Here is a 17684-nt window from a genome sequence, read left to right on the forward strand (position 1 = left end):
CCCAAATTGGTTTAGACCACTGCAGGTACCGCCCTGCGTATCCCCGTTCAGGGGGCGCAATTTGCGAGCTTCGAGTAAAGTGCCCGACTCGTCGGAGTAAATTCGTGCATTCTCTGGGGGCTGAGATGTCACATAAGCGGTCCGGCCTGCTTCCTGGACTGATCGCGGGGCTGGTCGCCGCGCTGGTCTGCGCGGCGGCCCTGGGGCTCGCGGTGCTGTTCCAGGACCGGCTGCCGAAGGCCGTGGCCACGCTGGGCAACGGCCACGCCCTGTCGGTGACGCTGTCGCTCCTGATCGCGCTGCTGGTCGCCCTGGCGGTGGGCGCGGCCCGCCCGCGCAACCGGGCGCTGCCGGTGGTGGCCGCCCTGTACGCGGCGGCGGCCGTCGCCGGCGGCCAGATCTCGGGCGTGTCCATCATCCTCGGCGCCGCGCGGCACACCTCCGCGACCGGTACGCCCTTCTCCCCGCAGCTCGGCGACATCACGGTGGCCAACGCCGGCGAGGGGCTTCCCCGCGCCCTGGCGGTCTACCGCGAGCCGCTCGCGCAGACGTGGCAGATGTGGCTGTACATCGCCGTCGCCGCCGTGGCCGCGCTCCTGCTGGTCACGCTGCGCGTCTTCCGCGTGCGCCGCGCCGACCGGGCCGCCCTGGCCGCCCAGGAGGCGGCGGAGGAGGCCGGGCAGGAGTACCGGGCGCCCTTCGAGCCCGCGCAACCGCCCGCCCAGTCGCCTGCACAGTCGTCCGCACAGGTGCTCGCGCAGTCGCCCGGGCAGCAGGCCGCGCCCGCGGACCTGTTCACGCCGCGCAAGCCCGCCAGGGACTGACGGACGCCCGCTCAGCAGCCGCCGGGCGGCCCACAGCGCGCTTCGTCACGGCGAGCGGCCCGTGAGCCCTCACGACCGGCCATGACGGGCGTGCAGGGACGTCGGCGCGTGCGGGCCACCGCGCGGAGCCGTACGGGATGGGGGTCTCCCGGACGGCGCCGCGGCCGCCCGCACGGCGGCGAGCCCGCTACGGCGCCAGCATGTCGACGGTGAGGTTGGCCTCGGTGTTGGGGATGCCCAGGTCGGAGGCGCGCTTGTCGGCCATCGCCAGCAGCCGCCTGATGCGCCCGGCGATGGCGTCCTTGGTCAGCGGCGGGTCGGCGATCTGGCCCAGTTCCTCCAGCGACGCCTGCTTGTGCTCCACCCGCAGCCGCCCGGCCACCACCAGGTGGTCCGGCGCCTCCTCGCCGAGGATCTCCAGCGCGCGCTGCACCCGCGCGCCCGCCGCGACGGCCGCCCGCGCCGAACGCCGCAGGTTGGCGTCGTCGAAGTTGGCCAGCCGGTTGGCGGTGGCCCGCACCTCGCGGCGCATCCGGCGCTCCTCCCAGGCCAGCACGCTGTCGTGCGCGCCGAGGCGGGTGAGCAGCGCGCTGATCGCGTCGCCGTCGCGGACCACGACGCGGTCGACGCCGCGCACCTCCCGGGCCTTGGCGTGGATCTTCAGCCGCCGGGCCGAGCCGACCAGCGCGAGCGCGGCCTCCGGCCCCGGGCAGGTGACCTCCAGGGACATCGAACGCCCCGGCTCGGTCAGCGAGCCGTGCGCCAGGAAGGCGCCCCGCCAGGCCGCCTCGGCGTCGCAGGCCGCACCGGCCACGACCTGCCGGGGCAGGCCGCGCACCGGGCGCCCGTGGTTGTCGATCAGGCCCGTCTGGCGGGCCAGCGCCTCACCGTCGCGGTAGACGCGCACCACGTAGCGCGAGCCCTTGCGCAGCCCGGCCGGCGCGAGCACGAGCACCTCGGCCTTGTGGCCGAACACCTCGCCGATGTCCTTGATCAGCCGCCGCGCGGTGGCGTTGGTGTCGAGCTCGGCCTCGATCACGATGCGGCCGCCCACCAGGTGCAGGCCGCTGGCGAACCGCAGCAGCGTGGACACCTCCGCCTTGCGGCAGCACGGTTTCAGCACCGGCAGGCGGCTCAGTTCGTCCTTCACCACACCTGTCATCGCCATAAGCGTTAGTCCTTCCCCCATTCAGACCGGCTCCCGCCAGTCTCTCGCACCTTCGCGCCACGCCGACCAGGATCAACGCTTCTGGAGGAAAATCTCGTCCAGGACGGAGGCAAGACGTCGTGGGTCATGCCGGGGCGAGCCGTCGGCGGCAGCCACGTCGGCCAGGACGAGCCGGGCGCCGAGCGCCGCCGCGGCCTTGTCCAGGGCGTCGAGGTCGTCGACCACGCCCGTGTCGGCCAGCACGACGTCGAAGGCCAGGTCGGGGGCGTGCTGGCGGAGCACCTCCAGGTGCTGCTGGGGGGAGAAGTCGTCGGTCTCGCCCGGCTGGGGGGCCAGGTTGAGGGTGACGAGCCGCTTGGCCTTGCTGTCGTGCAGCGCGCGGGCCAGCTCGGGCACCTTCAGGTGCGGCAGCACGCTGGTGAACCACGAGCCCGGCCCGAACACCAGCCAGTCGGCCTCGTGCACCGCGGCGACCGCCTCGGGACGCGCCGGCGGGTCTTCCGGCACCAGGGAGATGGCCTGCACCCGGCCCGGCGTGAGCGCGCAGGCGACCTGGCCGCGCACGGTCGAGGTGACGCCGTCGAGCTCGACCTCGGCCACGATGTCGAGCGGCACCGAGGCCATCGGCAGCACCCTGCCGTGCGCGCCGAGCAGCCGGCCCACCCAGTCGAGGCCGGCCACCGAGTCGCCGAGCAGCTCCCACAGCGCCACGATCAGCAGGTTGCCGACGGCGTGCCCGTGCAGCTCGCCCTCGCTGCGGAAGCGGTGCTGGACGACCTCGCTCCAGGTGATGCCCCACTCGTCGTCGCCGCACAGCGCGGCCAGCGCCATGCGCAGGTCGCCGGGCGGCAGCACGCCGAGCTCGCGGCGCAGCCGGCCGCTGGAGCCGCCGTCGTCGGCCACGGTCACCACCGCGGTCAGCCGGTCGGTCACGACCCGTAAGGCCGACAGCGAGGCGTAGAGCCCGTGGCCGCCGCCGAGGGCCACCACGCGGGGGCCGTTCAGCGGATGCGGCAGCCCCGCCTCCATACGTTCATGGGTCACTCCCGCCCCACATCCCGGTGACTGACCTGGACCTCCATGCCGCGGTCACGCAGGCGGGCGGCGACCTGCTCGGCCATGGCCACGCTGCGGTGCTTGCCGCCCGTGCAGCCCACGGCCAGGGTCGCGTAGCTCTTGCCCTCGCGGGCGTAGCCGGTGGCGACGACCTGCAGGACCTCCTCGTAGGCGTCGAGGAACTCCTTGGCGCCCGGCTGGCCGAGCACGTAGTCGCTGACCGGCGCGTCGAGGCCGTTCATCGGCCGCAGCTCGGGCACCCAGTGGGGGTTGGGCAGGAAACGGCAGTCGACGACGAGGTCGGCGTCGACCGGCAGGCCGTACTTGAACCCGAACGAGACGACGTTGAGCCGCAGCCCCGGACGGTCATCGCCGCCGAAGTAGGCGACGATCTTGTTGCGCAGGTCGTGCACGTTGTGGGACGAGGTGTCGATCACCAGGTCGGCGTTGGCCCGCACCTCGCGCAGGATGCCGCGCTCGCGGGTGATGCCGTCGACCAGGCGGCCCTCGCCCTGCAGCGGGTGGGGCCGGCGGACGTTCTCGAACCTGCGCACCAGCTCCTCGTCGCTGGCCTCGAGGAAGACGACCCGCACGCGCACGCCGCGGCCCTCCAGCTCCTCGATGGCCGCGTTGAGGTCGGTGGTGAAGGCCAGGCTGCGCACGTCGACGACCGCGGCCACCTTGTCGGCGGCCAGCTTGACCTTGCCCGCCTCCTCCGCCATCGCGAACAGCAGCCCCGGCGGCAGGTTGTCGATGACGAACCAGCCCAGGTCTTCCAGCGCCTTGGCGGCCGTGCTGCGCCCCGCCCCGGACATGCCGGTGACGATGACGAACGCCGGCTCGGTGCTCATGGCCTCACTCCGTTCGCCGACACCCTGCGCTCCCTCGCGGGTGTTCACGATGTATCTCCCTTCAGCGTCGACACGATGACCTCGGCGAGGGCCGGCCCGATGCCGGGAACCTCGCAGATCTCGGTCGCGCTGGCCTCGCGTAGCTTCTTGACGGAGCCGAAGTGCTTGAGCAACGCCTGCCTGCGCGCCGGCCCGAGGCCGGGCACGCCGTCGAGCGCGCTCTCCTTCACTGACTTGGACCTCTTGGAACGATGGTAGGTGATGGCGAACCTGTGTGCTTCGTCGCGGACGCGTTGCAGCAGGTAGAGACCCTCACTTGAACGAGGCATGATCACTGGCTGGTCGTCGCCGGGCAACCACACCTCCTCCAGCCGCTTGGCCAGGCCGCACACCGCGACGTCGTCGATGCCGAGCTCGTCGAGCGCCCGCTGCGCGGCGGCCGCCTGGGGGCCCGCGCCGTCGACGACGACCAGGTTGGGCGGGTAGGCGAACTTGCGCGGTTTGCCGGTCTCGGGGTCGATGGGCCCGTGGCCGTCGTCGTCCTCGGCGGCCAGCTCGCCGGTGGCCGAACGTTCCTCCAGGTAACGCCGGAACCGCCGCATGATCACCTCGTGGATCGAGGCGACGTCGCCCTCCTTGGTCTTGATCGCGAAGCGCCGGTACTCGCTCTTGCGCGCCAGACCGTCCTCGAAGACCACCATGGACGCCACGACGTTCTCGCCCTGCAGATGGGAGACGTCGTAGCACTCGACGCGCAGCGGCGCCTGGTCGAGGTCGAGCGCGTCGGCGATCTCCTGCAACGCCTTGCTGCGCGTGGTCAGGTCGCCGGCGCGGCGGATCTTGTGCTGGGCCAGCGACTCCTTGGCGTTGCGCTCGACGGTCTCCATCAGCGCCTTCTTGTCGCCGCGCTGCGGGACGCGCACCTCGACCCGGGCCCTGCGCTGCTCGGTCAGCAGCTCGGCGACCGCCTCGGCGTCGGGCGGCAGCGCGGGCACGAGCACCTCGCGCGGCATCGACTCGGGGCCGGCCTCGCCGTACATCTGCAGCAGGAACTGCTCGACCAGCTCACCGGGCGAGGTCTCCTCGACCTTGTCGACCACCCAGCCCCGCTGACCGCGGATGCGGCCCCCGCGCACGTAGAACACCTGGACGGCGGCCTCCAGCGGATCCTCGGCCAGCGCGATCACGTCGGCGTCGGTGGCCTCGCCGAGCACCACGGCCTGCTTCTCCAGCGCGCGCTGCAGCGCCTGGATGTCGTCGCGCAGCCGGGCCGCCCGCTCGTACTCCTGCTCGGCGGCGGCCTCGCGCATGTCCTTCTCAAGGCGCTTGATGAAGCGGGTGGTGTTGCCCGCCATGAAGTCGCAGAAGTCTTCGGCCAGCTCGCGGTGCTCCTGCGGGGTCACCCGGCCCACGCACGGCGCCGAGCACTTGTCGATGTAGCCCAGCAGGCACGGACGGCCGATCTGCCCGGCCCGCTTGAACACCCCGGCGCTGCACGTGCGCACCGGGAAGACGCGCAGCAGCAGGTCGACGGTCTCGCGGATGGCCCAGGCGTGCGAGTAGGGGCCGAAGTAGCGGGTGCCCTTGCGCTTGGCGCCCCGCATGACCTGGACGCGCGGGAAATCCTCCCCCATCGTCACCGCGAGGTAGGGGTAGGACTTGTCGTCGCGGTACTTGACGTTGAAGCGCGGGTCGAACTCCTTGATCCAGGAGTATTCGAGCTGCAGCGCCTCGACCTCGGTGCCGACGACGGTCCAGTCGACGTCGGCGGCCGTGGTGAGCATCGACTGGGTGCGCGGGTGCAGCGCGGAGAAGTCGGCGAAGTAGGAGTTGAGCCGCTGCCGCAGGCTCTTGGCCTTGCCGACGTAGATCACCCGGCCGTGCGCGTCCCTGAACCGGTAGACCCCCGGCGACTCGGGGATCGAACCTGGTCTGGGCCGGAAACTCAAGGGGCTGCCCGCTGCTCTCGCCACGGTCAAAGACTAGTAGGCGCCACCGACAAGGTGACCCGCCGAGCCTTCGGACGGCACGACGGGGCTCACCGCGTTCTCGGGTCAAGCCATGGATCACGCCGGCGGTCAGGCCAGGGTGATCTGGTCGCCCTCCACCTTGATCTGCTGGGCGGCCAGCGGCTTGTCGGCCGGGCCGTTGGTGACCGAGCCGTCGGCGATGTTGAACTTGCTGCCGTGGCACGGGCACACGATCGCGCCGTCCGCGACGCTGCCCACGGGGCAGCCCTTGTGCGTGCAGATCGCGCTGAAGGCCTTGAACTCGCCGGCCGTCGGCTGCGTCACCACGATCTTCTGGTCCTTGAAGATCGTGGTGCCGCCGACGGGGATGTCGGCGGTCTTGGCCAGCGCGCCGCCGGCCTGCGGGGCACTCGACTGCGGGGCGCTGGACTGCGATGCGCCCGGCTGCGCCGCGCTCGACTGGCCGCCCGCGTCGGGGGCGGTGGCCGCCGGGGTCTCGGTGCTTCCGCCGCAGGCGCTGATCGCCAGGGCCAGCCCGCCCGCGCCCACGCCCGCTATCACTGCCCGACGGCTTCGAAGGTCATCTCCCATGCGTTCCACCCAACCGGAGGCAGGTGAGAAATTCATGAGACGGGGATTAGGCGAGTCTGATCTTGTCGCCGTCCACGGTGATCTTCTTCTCGGCGAGCGGCGCGCCGGCGGGGCCGTCGGCCACAGAGCCGTCCTCGATCTTGAACTTGCTGCCGTGGCAGGGGCAGTTGATGGTGCCGTTCGAGACGCTGGCCACCGTGCATCCCGCATGGGTGCAGATCGCCGTGAACGCCTTGAACTCCCCCTCGGTCGGCTGCGTCACCACGACCTTCTGGTCCTTGAAGACCGCGCCGCCGCCGACCTGGATGTCGCCGGTGTCGGCCAGCGCCTTGGCCTTCTTCTTCACCTTCTTCTTGGGCTCCGACGACGGCTCCCCGGCGGCCGTCTCCTCGGTGGCCGGCGCCTCGTTCGCCGCCGTCGTCGGCGAACCGTAGCTCGCGCACGCCGTCAGAACCGCCGCGAGCCCGGCACCTCCGGCGCCGAGCATGACCGTCCGGCGCGTCGTTTCTGTCATGGTGCGTCCTCCCAGGTCTCGGTCTCACATGCAGGTACGGCCGGCGCCCCCGCACCGGTTCAGCCTGCACGCCCCCAATCCCGGAAACCACGCACAATTACCCAGAACAAGCCTTCCCCGGCCCGCCCCCGAGCGCCGCCCTCAGCCCGCCCCCTCAGACCGTGTCCTGAGCTACGGCCTCAGCCCCCGGCCTCAGACCCCGGCCTCAGACCACGTCCTCAGACCACGACGATGCCGTCGCCCTCCACCTTGACCTGGTAGACCGTCAGCGGCGCGGTCGCGGGCCCCTTGGTGGCCTGGCCGCTGTCGGCGGCGAACTCGCTGCCGTGGCACGCACACGTGATGACGTTGTCCTTAGGCGTGCCCACCGTGCATCCCTTGTGCGTGCAGACCGCGCTGAACGCCTTGTAGACGCCCTTCGTGGGCTGCGTGATCACGATCCGCCACTCCTGCACGATCGTGCCGCCGCCGACGGGCACGTCCGCCGTCTTGGCGAGCACCTTGCCCTTGATCCCCGACACGGGTTGCGCCTTGGCGTCCCCCGCCCCGCACCCGGCCAGCGCCAGCCCGCACGCGGCCACCCCCGCCACGCCGAGCATCTCGCGCCGCCCGATGCCGCCACCGTTTTCGGGCATGGCTTCGCCCTGATTCGTCACCGTCATGAATTAGCCGACCCTTCGCGTCTCCGCCGACCCCCAGCAGGTCAAGCCGTTACCCGTGCTTCAACTTTATTGGCCCCACCCCTCGGTCCGCCCATCGGGTGACCGATACGGTCACCGTCGCGACAAAGAGCGGTCGGCCGCACGGTCGGCGCACGGTCAGCGGACGGTACGCCCGCGGTCAGCGCCGGGCGCGAGCGTGTCGCTCATGACACTGACCGAGACTCCCAAGCCCACGACGTCCGGGCCGCGCTGGTGGCGGCGTCCGTGGGTGGCTCCGCTCGTGGTGGTGGCGATCGCGTTCGTCGCCTTCTCGCTGCCGCCCTACCTGTCGCTGGACCCGAGCCGGTCGCGGGTGCCCGCGCCCGACTTCTTCCCGCCGCACTTCGCGGTGCTCTCCCTGCACGTGATCTTCGGCTCGATCGCGATGATCTCGTGCTGCCTGCAGGTCTGGCCGTGGTTCCGCGCCCGCCACCCGCGGGCCCACCGCATGATCGGCCGGGTGTACGTCTTCGGCGGCTGCCTGCCCGGCGGCCTGCTGGGACTGGTGGTCAGCCTGGCCACGCCCTTCGGCCCGGTGACCAGGGCCAGCGGGGTGGTGCTGGCGCTGCTCTGGCTGGGCTGCACCCTGGCCGGCTGGCGGATGGCCAGGCAGCGCAGGTTCGTCGATCATCGCAGGTGGATGATCCGCAGCTTCGCCCTGACGATGTCGATCATCACCAACCGCCTGTGGGGCGCGGTGTTCGTCATCACGCTGTCACCGCAGCTCGACACCACCTTCCACGGCGACCAGGCGCTGCTGGCCGCCACGGTCGGCGCGCTGAGCGCCTGGCTGGGCTGGGTGCTGCCGCTGCTGTTCGCCGAGTGGTGGCTGGAGCGCGGCGACGCCGCCAAGCGCCGCCGCCGCGCCCGCGCCACCGCCCTGACTCCCGGCGAAACCCCGGCCACCACCTGACCCAGGTGAGCCCCAGCCGCACCGAGCCACCACCAGCCTCACAGCGAGACACAGCCGCACCCGAGCCGGCCCTTGACTCAGAGCGACAGGATCTTCCGCAGGAAGCGGCCGGTGTGGCTCTCGTTGACCAGCGCCACCTCTTCGGGCGTGCCCGCGGCCACGAGCGTGCCGCCGCGGGACCCGCCTTCGGGGCCCATGTCGATGATCCAGTCGGCGGTCTTGATGACGTCGAGGTTGTGCTCGATGACGATCACCGTGTTCCCGCCGTCGACCAGCCGCCCGAGCACGCCGAGCAGCCGGCGGATGTCCTCGAAGTGCAGGCCGGTGGTGGGCTCGTCGAGCACGTAGATCGTCCGGCCGGTCTGGCGGCGCTGCAGCTCGGAGGCGAGCTTGACGCGCTGCGCCTCGCCGCCGGACAACGTGGTCGCCGGCTGCCCGAGCCGCACGTAGCCCAGGCCGACGTCGTTGAGCGTCTGCAGGTGCCGCTTGATCGCCGGGATCGCGTCGAAGAAGGCCAGCGCCTCCTCGATCGGCATGTCGAGCACCTCGGCGATCGTCTTGCCCTTGTAGTGGACCTCCAGCGTCTCCCGGTTGTACCGGGCGCCGTGGCAGACCTCACAGGGGACGTAGACGTCCGGCAGGAAGTTCATCTCGATCTTGATCGTGCCGTCGCCCGCGCACGCCTCGCAGCGCCCGCCCTTGACGTTGAAGCTGAACCGCCCGGGCTGGTAGCCGCGCACCTTGGCCTCGGCCGTCTGGGCGAACAGCTTGCGCACGTGGTCGAAGACCCCGGTGTACGTGGCCGGGTTGGAGCGCGGCGTACGGCCGATCGGCGACTGGTCGACGTGCACGACCTTGTCCACCTGGTCCATGCCGTTGATGCGGGAGTGCCGCCCCGGCACCGTGCGGGCGCCGTTGAGCTCCTTGGCCAGCGCGTTGTAGAGGATGTCGTTGACGAGCGTCGACTTGCCCGACCCGGACACGCCGGTCACCGCCGTGAACACGCCCAGCGGGAACTCGATGTCGACGCCCTTGAGGTTGTGCTCGCGCGCGCCCTTGACCGTGATCTGCCGCTTCTTGTCGCGCTTGCGACGCTTGGCCGGGATCGGGATGCTCCGGCGCCCCGACAGGTACTGGCCGGTCATGGACTCCTCGCTGGCGAGGAGCTCCTGGACGGTGCCGGACACCACGACCTGGCCGCCGTGCTCGCCGGCGCCGGGACCGATGTCGACCACCCAGTCGGCGGCGGCGATGGTGTCCTCGTCGTGCTCGACGACGATCAGCGTGTTGCCCATGTCGCGCAGCCTGATCAGCGTGTCGAGCAGGCGCATGTTGTCACGCTGGTGCAGGCCGATGGACGGCTCGTCCAGCACGTAGAGGACGCCGACCAGCCCGGAGCCGATCTGCGTGGCCAGCCGGATGCGCTGGGCCTCGCCACCGGCGAGGGTGGCGGCGGCGCGGTCCATGGTCAGGTAGTCGAGGCCGACGTCGAGCAGGAAGCCCATGCGGGCGTTGATCTCCTTGACCACCCGCTCGGCGATGTGCATGTCACGGTCGGACAGCTTGAGCTCGGCCAGGAACTTGGCGCACTCGCCGATCGACATGGCCGCGACCTCGGCGATCGACCGGTCGTCGACCGTGACGGCGAGGGTGACCGGCTTGAGCCGGGCGCCCTTGCAGGCCGGGCACGGGATCTCGCGCATGTAGCCCTCGAAGCGCTCGCGCGTGGCGTCGCTCTCGGCCTCGGCGTGCCGGCGCTGCACCCAGGGGATGACGCCGTCGAAGGTGGTGTAGTAGGAGCGCTGGCGGCCGTAGCGGTTGCTGTAGCGGACGTGCACCTGCTCGTCGTGGCCGTACAGCAGCGACTTCTGGGCCTTCTTGGGCAGCCGCTCCCACGGCGTGTCGAGGGTGAACCCGACCGTGTGGCCTAGCGCCTCGATCAGCCGGACGAAGTATTCGCTGGTGTGGCCGCCCGACCACGGGTGCAGCGCGCCGTCGCCGAGCGTGCGCTCGGGGTCGGGCACCACCAGGTCGGGGTCGACCTCCATCTTGGTGCCGAGGCCGGTGCACTCGGGGCAGGCGCCGAAGGGCGAGTTGAAGGAGAACGAGCGCGGCTCCAGCTCCTCGAACGACAGGTCGTCGTAGGGGCAGTAGAGGTGCTCGGAGTAGAAGCGCTCACGGCCCGGGTCGTCTTCCGGCAGGTCGACGAACTCCAGCGTGATCGTGCCGCCGGACAGCTGCAGCGCGGTCTCGACGGAGTCGGTGAGCCGGCGGCGCGAGGACTCCTTGACCGACAGGCGGTCGACGATGACCTCGATGTCGTGCTTCTCGTACTTCTTCAGCGTCGGCGGCTCCTCCAGCCGCACGACCGTGCCGTCGACCCTGGCCCGCGCGAAGCCCTTGGTCTGCAGCTCGCGGAACAGCTCGGCGTATTCGCCCTTGCGGCCGCGGATGACGGGGGCGAGCACCTGGAACCGGGTGCCCTCCTCCAGGTCCATCACGCGGTCGACGATCTGCTGCGGCATCTGCCGGGCGATCGGACGGCCGCAGGCCGGGCAGTGGGGCTTGCCGATGCGCGCCCACAGCAGGCGCAGGTAGTCGTAGACCTCGGTGATGGTGCCGACGGTGGAGCGGGGGTTCTTGCTGGTGGCCTTCTGGTCGATGGACACCGCGGGCGACAGGCCCTCGATGAAGTCGACGTCGGGTTTGTCCATCTGGCCGAGGAACTGGCGGGCGTAGGCCGACAAGGACTCGACGTAGCGCCGCTGGCCCTCAGCGAAGATCGTGTCGAAGGCCAGGCTCGACTTGCCGGAGCCGGAGAGGCCGGTGAAGACGATCAGCGAGTCTCGCGGCAGGTCAAGCGAGACGTCCTTGAGGTTGTGTTCTCGTGCACCACGCACGATCAGGCGGTCTGCCACGGCGATCCCGGAGGTCGAAAGGCGGATAGGTCCACGGGGGATGGTAGACGGGGGCACCGACATTTTCGGCGAGCCGATCCCCGGCCCCCGAAAATCCGTCCTTCACAGGTTACGGCCATCTCCCGCGTCGGCAGGAGCCCTTTGAGAGTCAACCACTTGACCTGCCGCTTTATGCCCGCACCCGACCTTGGACACCTAAGTGATGAAATATCCGGACATGACTGTTCTACCCGCGATACAGGCCGAACTCGCCTCCGCGACCGAACGGCTGCTGGCCACGGCCGCGTCCCTGTCGGACGCCGACGTCGCGGCCCCGTCCCTGCTGCCCGGCTGGACCAGAGGGCACGTGCTCGCCCACCTGGCCGGCAACGCCCGCTCCCACCTCCGCCTGCTCACCTGGGCCAGGACGGGCGTCGAGACCTCGCAGTACCCCTCCCTGGAGGCCAGGACCGCCGAGATCGAGGCCGCCGCCGCCCGTCCGGCCGCGCACCACCTGGCCGACCTGGCCGGCAGCGCCGCGCGGCTGGCCGCCGCGATCCGCGATCTGCCCGCCGAGGCGTGGCCGGCGCCCGTACGCGGCATGCGGCCGCCGTCGCATCCCGCCTGGTACGTCCTGGTACGCCGGTTGCGCGAGGTGGGCATGCACCACGTGGACCTCGGCGCCGGGTACGGCCCCCACGACTGGCCGGAGACGTTCGTCCGCCGCGAACTGCACGACCTCCGCCGATCCTGGCCGTACGACCGCAGCACGGTGAGCGAGGTCGTCCTGACCGGCGAGCCGGGGCAAAGGTGGCAGAACCTCGGCCACGGCCCGGCGGTCCAGGGCCGACCGGCCGACATGCTGGCCTGGTTGACGGGAAGGTCGGAGGGCGAGGGCGTTACCCTGGTGCCCGCGGGACAGCCGTCGCCGCCTGGTGACGGTGGCGCGCTCCTTCCCGAGCCGCCGCCGTGGCTGACGATGCCGGCCCCCGCTGATCTGCCCGCGACGCCCCCGAAGGACTATCCATGACCTACACCGGCGACGTCCGGGTCGGCGGCCCCGCCGACGTGCGCGAGCTGCCCGCCCTGACCATCTCCAAGCTGGCGGTCGGCCCCCACGACAACAACGCCTACCTGCTGCGTTCCACCGAGACCGGCGACGAGCTGCTGATCGACGCCGCGGCCGACGCCGACCGGCTGCTGGCGCTCGTCGGCGACCAGCCGCTCGGCGCGATCGTCACCACCCACCAGCACGGCGACCACTGGCAGGCCCTCGAACAGGTCGCCAGGGTCACCGGCGCCGAGGTGATCGCCCATCCGCTCGACGCGCCCGCCCTGCCCGTCCCGGTCGGCCGCACGGTCGACCACGGCGACACGATCGCCCTCGGCCCGGTCACCCTGGAGGTCATCCACCTGCGCGGCCACACCCCGGGCTCGATCGCGCTGCTCTACGACGGCGGCCCCGACGGCCGTCACCTGTTCACCGGCGACTCCCTGTTCCCCGGCGGGGTGGGCAACACCGGCAGGGACCCGGAGCGTTTCGAGCGGCTCTACACCGACGTGACCGAGCGCATCTTCGACCGCCTGCCCGACGACACCTGGGTCTACCCCGGCCACGGCAAGGACACGACGCTCGGCGCCGAACGTCCCTCGCTGCCCGAGTGGAAGGCCAGAGGCTGGTAGCTCACCTGCCCGCGGCCAGCACGCGCACGATGCGCCCGGCCGCCAGGGCGGGATCGTCGGCCAGGCCCACGAGCTCGCCCCACGACCAGCGGTAGAACCACCCTTCGGGCAGCGGCACGCAGTCGATCGTCTCGGCCAGCAGCGCGGTGTCGGGATCGCTGATCCGCAGCGCGGGCGGGTCGGCCCGCAGGGTGGCGGTCAGCCCGCGCTGCTCCAGCTCGGTGGCCAGCTTGCCGAGGTAGTACGTACGCGTGTGCTCGCGCGGCATGGCCGACATGAATCCATCAAAACCGAAGATGGATGAAAAATCCCCTAGTTGCCGATTCGCTCGGCTTCCTTGCGCAGCTCCCGCTTGTAGAACAACATGCGCAGCGGGATGGCCGCGACGAGCGCGATCTGCATGGTCGCGCCGATCTTGATCGGCAGGTCGCCGCCTTCCGGCCAGGCCACCCAGAACGTGAGGAAGGCCACGTTCACCATGATCCACCCGAGGACGACCGCCGCGAGCTGTCCCTTCGGCTTGGGGTACTCGATCCGGCTGACCATCAGCCAGGCCACGCCGAGCACCGCGAACAGCGCCCAGATGCTGGGCTGGAACAGCAGCACGATGGAGATCACGGTCATGGCGCCCATGGGGATGGGCAGGCCCATGAAGTCGCCGCTCTTGGTCTTGACGCACGCGAAGCGCGCCAGGCGTACGACACCGGCGACCAGCACGGCCGCCGCGGCGGTGACCACCGCGATGAACGGCACCGAAGGCGGCGCGCCGACACCCCAGATCACGACCATGAACGCGGGCGCGAACCCGAAGCTGATCACGTCGGCCAGGTTGTCCAGCTCGGCGCCCATCGCCGAGGCGCGAAAGCGCCGCGCGACGAGCCCGTCGAACAGGTCGCAGGTCGCGCCGATGAGCAGCAGGACGATGGCGGTGGCGAAGTAGCTCGGCGTGGGCGTGAACTTGCCGTCGGCGACCGTGAGCTGCTGAATCGCCGAGTAGGCCAGGACGCAGACGGCGAGGAACCCGCAGACCGCGTTGCCCAGCGAGAGCGAGTCCGCGGCGGACAGGCGGAACGCCTTGCCCACGGGACCGCGGGGCTCTTCCTCGCCCGCCTGCCAGCTGCCGGCGTCAGCCGTGGTCAATTCTGGTCACCCCCGCAACCGTCTTCTCCCCCACGGTGACCGCGGGCGAGATGCCTTCGGGAAGGTAGATGTCGACCCGCGAGCCGAACCGGATGAGCCCGATGCGCTCGGTCTGCGCCACCTTCGCCCCGGCGCTCAGGTACGGCACGATCCGGCGCGCCACGGCGCCCGCGATCTGCACCATCTCGATGTCGCCCAGCGCGGTCTCGAAATGCCACACCACGCGCTCGTTCTGGTCACTGTCCTTGTTGAACGCCGGCAGGAACCCACCTGCGACATGCTGCACGGACGTGACATTTCCCGCAAGAGGGGCACGATTGACGTGCACGTTCAGGGGGCTCATGAAGATCGCGACGCGGGTGCGGCCGTCCGGCCAGGGGTCGATGCTCTGCACCACGCCGTCGGCGGGTGACAGGATGCGCCCCTCGCCAGGAGTGCGCTCGGGGTCGCGGAAGAACCAGAGCATGCCGCCCGTGAGCGCACCCAGCGGGGCCGCAGCCAGGGCCCAGCGCCGGTCTCGGCGCGTCAGCAGCGCGGTGGCGGCCGCCGCGGCCGCCGTCGGGAGGAGCCACGGGGAGACCCCGCGCGCGAGCCGGACGCGGCTCGACTTAGCAGAATCGTCTGACACGTACAACCTTTGGTGGTGACTGGACTAGGCGCTTTGCCATGCTGTTACGGAACTCGCAACTATTACACGGCGCAACTTCACAAGCAAAGCGCCTCGATAGCCGTTCCGCTAGACCTGCTCCGGGTGCGTGTGCTCGCCTTCGCCGCTCGTCATGCGGGCTTTGATCAGGCTCGCAACCGTGGTGATCGCCATGGTGGAGCCGATGACCGTGAGCGACACCCAGATGGGAATTTCGGGTGCCCAGGAGACGCCGCTGGCATGCAACGCCTCCATTATCAGCTTAACCCCGATGAACCCGAGGATGAACGCCAAACCATAGCTGATGTAGACGAGTCGCTGCAGCAACCCGCCCAGCAGGAAGTAAAGCTGACGCAGCCCCATCAGGGCAAACGCGTTGGCCGTGAAGACGACGTAGGGGTCCTTGGTGAGCCCGAAGATGGCCGGAATCGAGTCGAGGGCGAACAGCAGGTCGGTGGTGCCGATGGCGACCATCACGATGAGCATGGGGGTCACCATGCGGCGGCCGTCGATCTTGACGCTGACCTTCGAGCCGACGTACCCCTCGGTGGTCGGGAACGCCCGGCGCACCCACCTGAGCAGGATGTTCTCGTTGAACTCGTCTTCCTCGCCCTTGAGGTGCTGCCGGATCAGGTTGACGGCGGTGTAGACGAGGAAGGCGCCGAAGACGTAGAAGAGCCAGCTGAACCGCTCAAGCGCGGCGGCGCCGAGCGCGATGAAGATGCCGCGCATGACCAGCGCGAGCACGATGCCGACGAGCAGCACCTTGTGCTGGTAGGGCCGCGGCACCGCGAACCTGCTCATGATGATGAAGAAGATGAACAGGTTGTCGACGCTCAAGCTGTATTCAGTGATGTAACCGGCGAAGAACTCTCCCGCCTTGTCGGCCCCGAAGGTGGCCCACAACCCCACACCGAACAACGCGGCCAGGGCGACATAGAAGGTGACCCAATATCCGGCCTGCCGCATGGAGAACTCACGGGCTTCACCGCGGTCGACGATCCAAAGGTCAAAGGCGAGGACGACCAGCAGACCGCCGATGACGGCGATCCAGGCCCACACGGGTACGGTCACGATTCAAACCCTCCGGCATGCATGACTCATTGCCGGAGGTCTCTCCCGCCCGCGAACAACGCGGACCGGCAGCCCCGGGGGCCCCGTGGAGCGGGGCTGCACCGTGATGACGAGGCTGTCGCGAAGGGATACTCCCCTCCCTAACCCACGCAGTATACGCCGACACTCTGATCTCATCATCCATTCGATCTTGCCCCCTCGTACACCCCGAGGACGCTCTCCACGGCATCGTCACCGTCCGGCAACTCCCGTCCGCGCCGGGCGGCCGCCTCGGCCAGCGTCCGCGCGGCCCCCGGCTCGTCCAGGACCTCGCGCAACGCGCTGCGCAGCCCTTCGGCGTCCCCGTACGGCACCAGCACCCCTGCGTCGCCGACCAGCCACGGGATCCCGCCGACGTCCGAGGCCACCACCGGCTTGCCCGCCATCAGTGCCTCGCTGAGGCTGAGCGGCAGCCCTTCCCAGCGGCTGCAGTTGACCACGACGGACGCGGCCGCCAGCAGGTCGGGGACGTCGTCCCGGTCTCCGAGAAGCAGGACGGGAAGGTTCCGGGACCGGATCCGGTCCTCCAGTTCCGCCCGCAACGGCCCCTCACCCGCGACGGCGAACAGGGGCGCCGGCGACTCCCACGGCCCGGCCGCCACGTCCAGCAGGGTGTCGAGCCCCTTCTGCTGGGCGAGCCGGCCGATCGTCAGCACCAGGGGACGATCACCCGCCCCCAGTTCCTCCCGCACCTCCTCCGGCCCGCGCCGGGCGGGCCGGAGCGGAGGCGCGGGCACCACCGCCTCCGCCACCTCCCGAGCTCCCAGCACGCTCATCCGCTCCGCCAGATCCGGCGAGACCACCAGCACCCGGTCGGCCCGCCGCGCCACGATCCGCTCCAGCACCCCGTAGACGAATCCCACGAAACCGCCGGCGGTAAGCGCATTGTGCAAGGTGACCACCACCGCCGGCCCCTCCCGACCATCGCCCCTTCGCTTCCCCGGAGCTCTGAACGCCCTCAGTGCCAGGCTCGCCAACGCCCCCGCTCGCAGGCCATGGGCGTGCACGACGTCGGCGTCGCGCGTCAGCCGCCGGATCGCGAGCACCGCGCGCAGGTCGTTCAGCGGGTGCGGCCGGTCGGACACGGGCACCTCGGCGAACGCGGCTCCCGCCGCCCGGAAGGAGAACGCCTCCTCGACACTCCCCGGCCCCACCACCGCCGCCTGGTGGCCGCGCTGCACCAGCCCTTCAACGAGCATCCGTACATGCCGCCCGGTCCCACCCGACGTGGTCCCCATCACAAAAGCCACCCGCACGACCCCTCCTAGGCCCTCACCGGAAACCGCAGCCACACCTCAAAGCTGAAACCGTAGCCCGAATCACGCCGCAGCTTCCCGATCTCACCCACCCAACCCGCCGACGCCCCGTACCGGCCCCCCCACAGGCACCTGAGCTTCAAAGGCCCCCGACCACCACGCCTCGGTCCGCCATGACCACCAACCAAGAACCCACCGCGCAGGACCCTGTGCCCCCAGCCACGATCCACGGTTCCCAAGCCCATGGCACGTTCTTGATGCCGGGCAGCTCAATCACTGAACCTCACGGGCCAAGCACCCAAATGTGGGCACCTTCACAGCCCGACCAGCCCGTGAGTGCCTGGCCCGCAAGAGGTCAAGC

General features: G+C 70.6%; 17 protein-coding genes. 4 read left to right on the forward strand and 13 right to left on the reverse strand.

Annotated elements, in window-relative coordinates:
* Window positions 1-125: 125 nt before the first annotated feature.
* Complete coding sequence (locus ACWCSD_RS27760) at window positions 126-824, forward strand: hypothetical protein (RefSeq protein WP_397158931.1); 699 nt, start codon at window positions 126-128, stop codon at window positions 822-824.
* 187 nt (window positions 825-1011) lie between these two features.
* Here ACWCSD_RS27760 and whiA read toward each other — a convergent pair whose 3' ends face one another.
* From whiA to ACWCSD_RS27795, 7 genes are all read right to left on the reverse strand, one after another.
* On the reverse strand, window positions 1012-1992 hold the full coding sequence (gene whiA / locus ACWCSD_RS27765) for a DNA-binding protein WhiA (RefSeq protein ID WP_138714326.1): 981 nt from the start codon (window positions 1990-1992) through the stop codon (window positions 1012-1014).
* 72 nt (window positions 1993-2064) lie between these two features.
* Window positions 2065-3021: a gluconeogenesis factor YvcK family protein gene (locus tag ACWCSD_RS27770; RefSeq protein WP_352323040.1), complete on the reverse strand. Its 957-nt coding sequence runs from the start codon at window positions 3019-3021 to the stop codon at window positions 2065-2067.
* Between the two features lie 11 nt (window positions 3022-3032).
* On the reverse strand, window positions 3033-3899 hold the full coding sequence (rapZ, locus tag ACWCSD_RS27775) for an RNase adapter RapZ (protein WP_352323031.1): 867 nt from the start codon (window positions 3897-3899) through the stop codon (window positions 3033-3035).
* 44 nt (window positions 3900-3943) lie between these two features.
* Window positions 3944-5848: an excinuclease ABC subunit UvrC gene (gene uvrC, locus ACWCSD_RS27780; RefSeq protein ID WP_352323041.1), complete on the reverse strand. Its 1905-nt coding sequence runs from the start codon at window positions 5846-5848 to the stop codon at window positions 3944-3946.
* Window positions 5849-5977: 129 nt separating this feature from the next.
* Window positions 5978-6430, reverse strand: a complete 453-nt coding sequence (locus ACWCSD_RS27785; protein WP_449919101.1) for a Rieske (2Fe-2S) protein — start codon at window positions 6428-6430, stop codon at window positions 5978-5980.
* Between the two features lie 76 nt (window positions 6431-6506).
* Window positions 6507-6974, reverse strand: a complete 468-nt coding sequence (locus ACWCSD_RS27790) for a Rieske (2Fe-2S) protein (protein ID WP_449919104.1) — start codon at window positions 6972-6974, stop codon at window positions 6507-6509.
* Between the two features lie 218 nt (window positions 6975-7192).
* Window positions 7193-7609 (reverse strand): Rieske (2Fe-2S) protein, encoded by a 417-nt coding sequence (locus ACWCSD_RS27795; protein ID WP_397158938.1) that lies wholly within the window; start codon window positions 7607-7609, stop codon window positions 7193-7195.
* 232 nt (window positions 7610-7841) lie between these two features.
* On the opposite strand from ACWCSD_RS27795, the gene ACWCSD_RS27800 reads away from it, so the two are divergent.
* A complete protein-coding gene (locus tag ACWCSD_RS27800) occupies window positions 7842-8588 on the forward strand; it encodes a DUF2306 domain-containing protein (protein WP_449919107.1) in 747 nt (248 codons plus the stop codon).
* 77 nt (window positions 8589-8665) lie between these two features.
* Here ACWCSD_RS27800 and uvrA read toward each other — a convergent pair whose 3' ends face one another.
* Complete coding sequence (gene uvrA / locus ACWCSD_RS27805) at window positions 8666-11506, reverse strand: excinuclease ABC subunit UvrA (RefSeq protein ID WP_352323036.1); 2841 nt, start codon at window positions 11504-11506, stop codon at window positions 8666-8668.
* A 217-nt stretch (window positions 11507-11723) separates the two neighbouring features.
* Between uvrA and ACWCSD_RS27810 the strand changes: the two genes are divergently transcribed.
* A complete protein-coding gene (locus ACWCSD_RS27810; RefSeq protein ID WP_449919109.1) occupies window positions 11724-12515 on the forward strand; it encodes a maleylpyruvate isomerase family mycothiol-dependent enzyme in 792 nt (263 codons plus the stop codon).
* Window positions 12512-13168: an MBL fold metallo-hydrolase gene (locus tag ACWCSD_RS27815; RefSeq protein ID WP_397158946.1), complete on the forward strand. Its 657-nt coding sequence runs from the start codon at window positions 12512-12514 to the stop codon at window positions 13166-13168. The genes ACWCSD_RS27810 and ACWCSD_RS27815 overlap by 4 nt, the downstream gene beginning before the upstream one ends.
* A 1-nt stretch (window position 13169) precedes the next feature.
* On the opposite strand, the gene ACWCSD_RS27820 is transcribed toward ACWCSD_RS27815, so the two are convergent.
* From ACWCSD_RS27820 to ACWCSD_RS27840, 5 genes are all read right to left on the reverse strand, one after another.
* Complete coding sequence (locus ACWCSD_RS27820; protein WP_352323039.1) at window positions 13170-13445, reverse strand: hypothetical protein; 276 nt, start codon at window positions 13443-13445, stop codon at window positions 13170-13172.
* 35 nt (window positions 13446-13480) lie between these two features.
* Window positions 13481-14308, reverse strand: a complete 828-nt coding sequence (gene pssA / locus ACWCSD_RS27825) for a CDP-diacylglycerol--serine O-phosphatidyltransferase (protein WP_357983442.1) — start codon at window positions 14306-14308, stop codon at window positions 13481-13483.
* Window positions 14295-14936 carry a phosphatidylserine decarboxylase gene (locus ACWCSD_RS27830; protein WP_352329585.1) on the reverse strand — a complete coding sequence of 214 codons (642 nt, stop codon included), beginning with the start codon at window positions 14934-14936 and terminating at the stop codon, window positions 14295-14297. Before ACWCSD_RS27830 ends, pssA begins: the two co-directional genes overlap by 14 nt.
* A 108-nt stretch (window positions 14937-15044) precedes the next feature.
* Entirely contained in the window at window positions 15045-16028 is a 984-nt protein-coding gene (locus ACWCSD_RS27835) for a TerC family protein (RefSeq protein ID WP_352364449.1), read from the reverse strand.
* A 176-nt stretch (window positions 16029-16204) separates the two neighbouring features.
* On the reverse strand, window positions 16205-17305 hold the full coding sequence (locus tag ACWCSD_RS27840) for a glycosyltransferase (RefSeq protein ID WP_449919115.1): 1101 nt from the start codon (window positions 17303-17305) through the stop codon (window positions 16205-16207).
* Between the last annotated feature and the right edge of the window lie 379 nt (window positions 17306-17684).

Source organism: Nonomuraea sp. NPDC001684 (genome assembly GCF_053596515.1).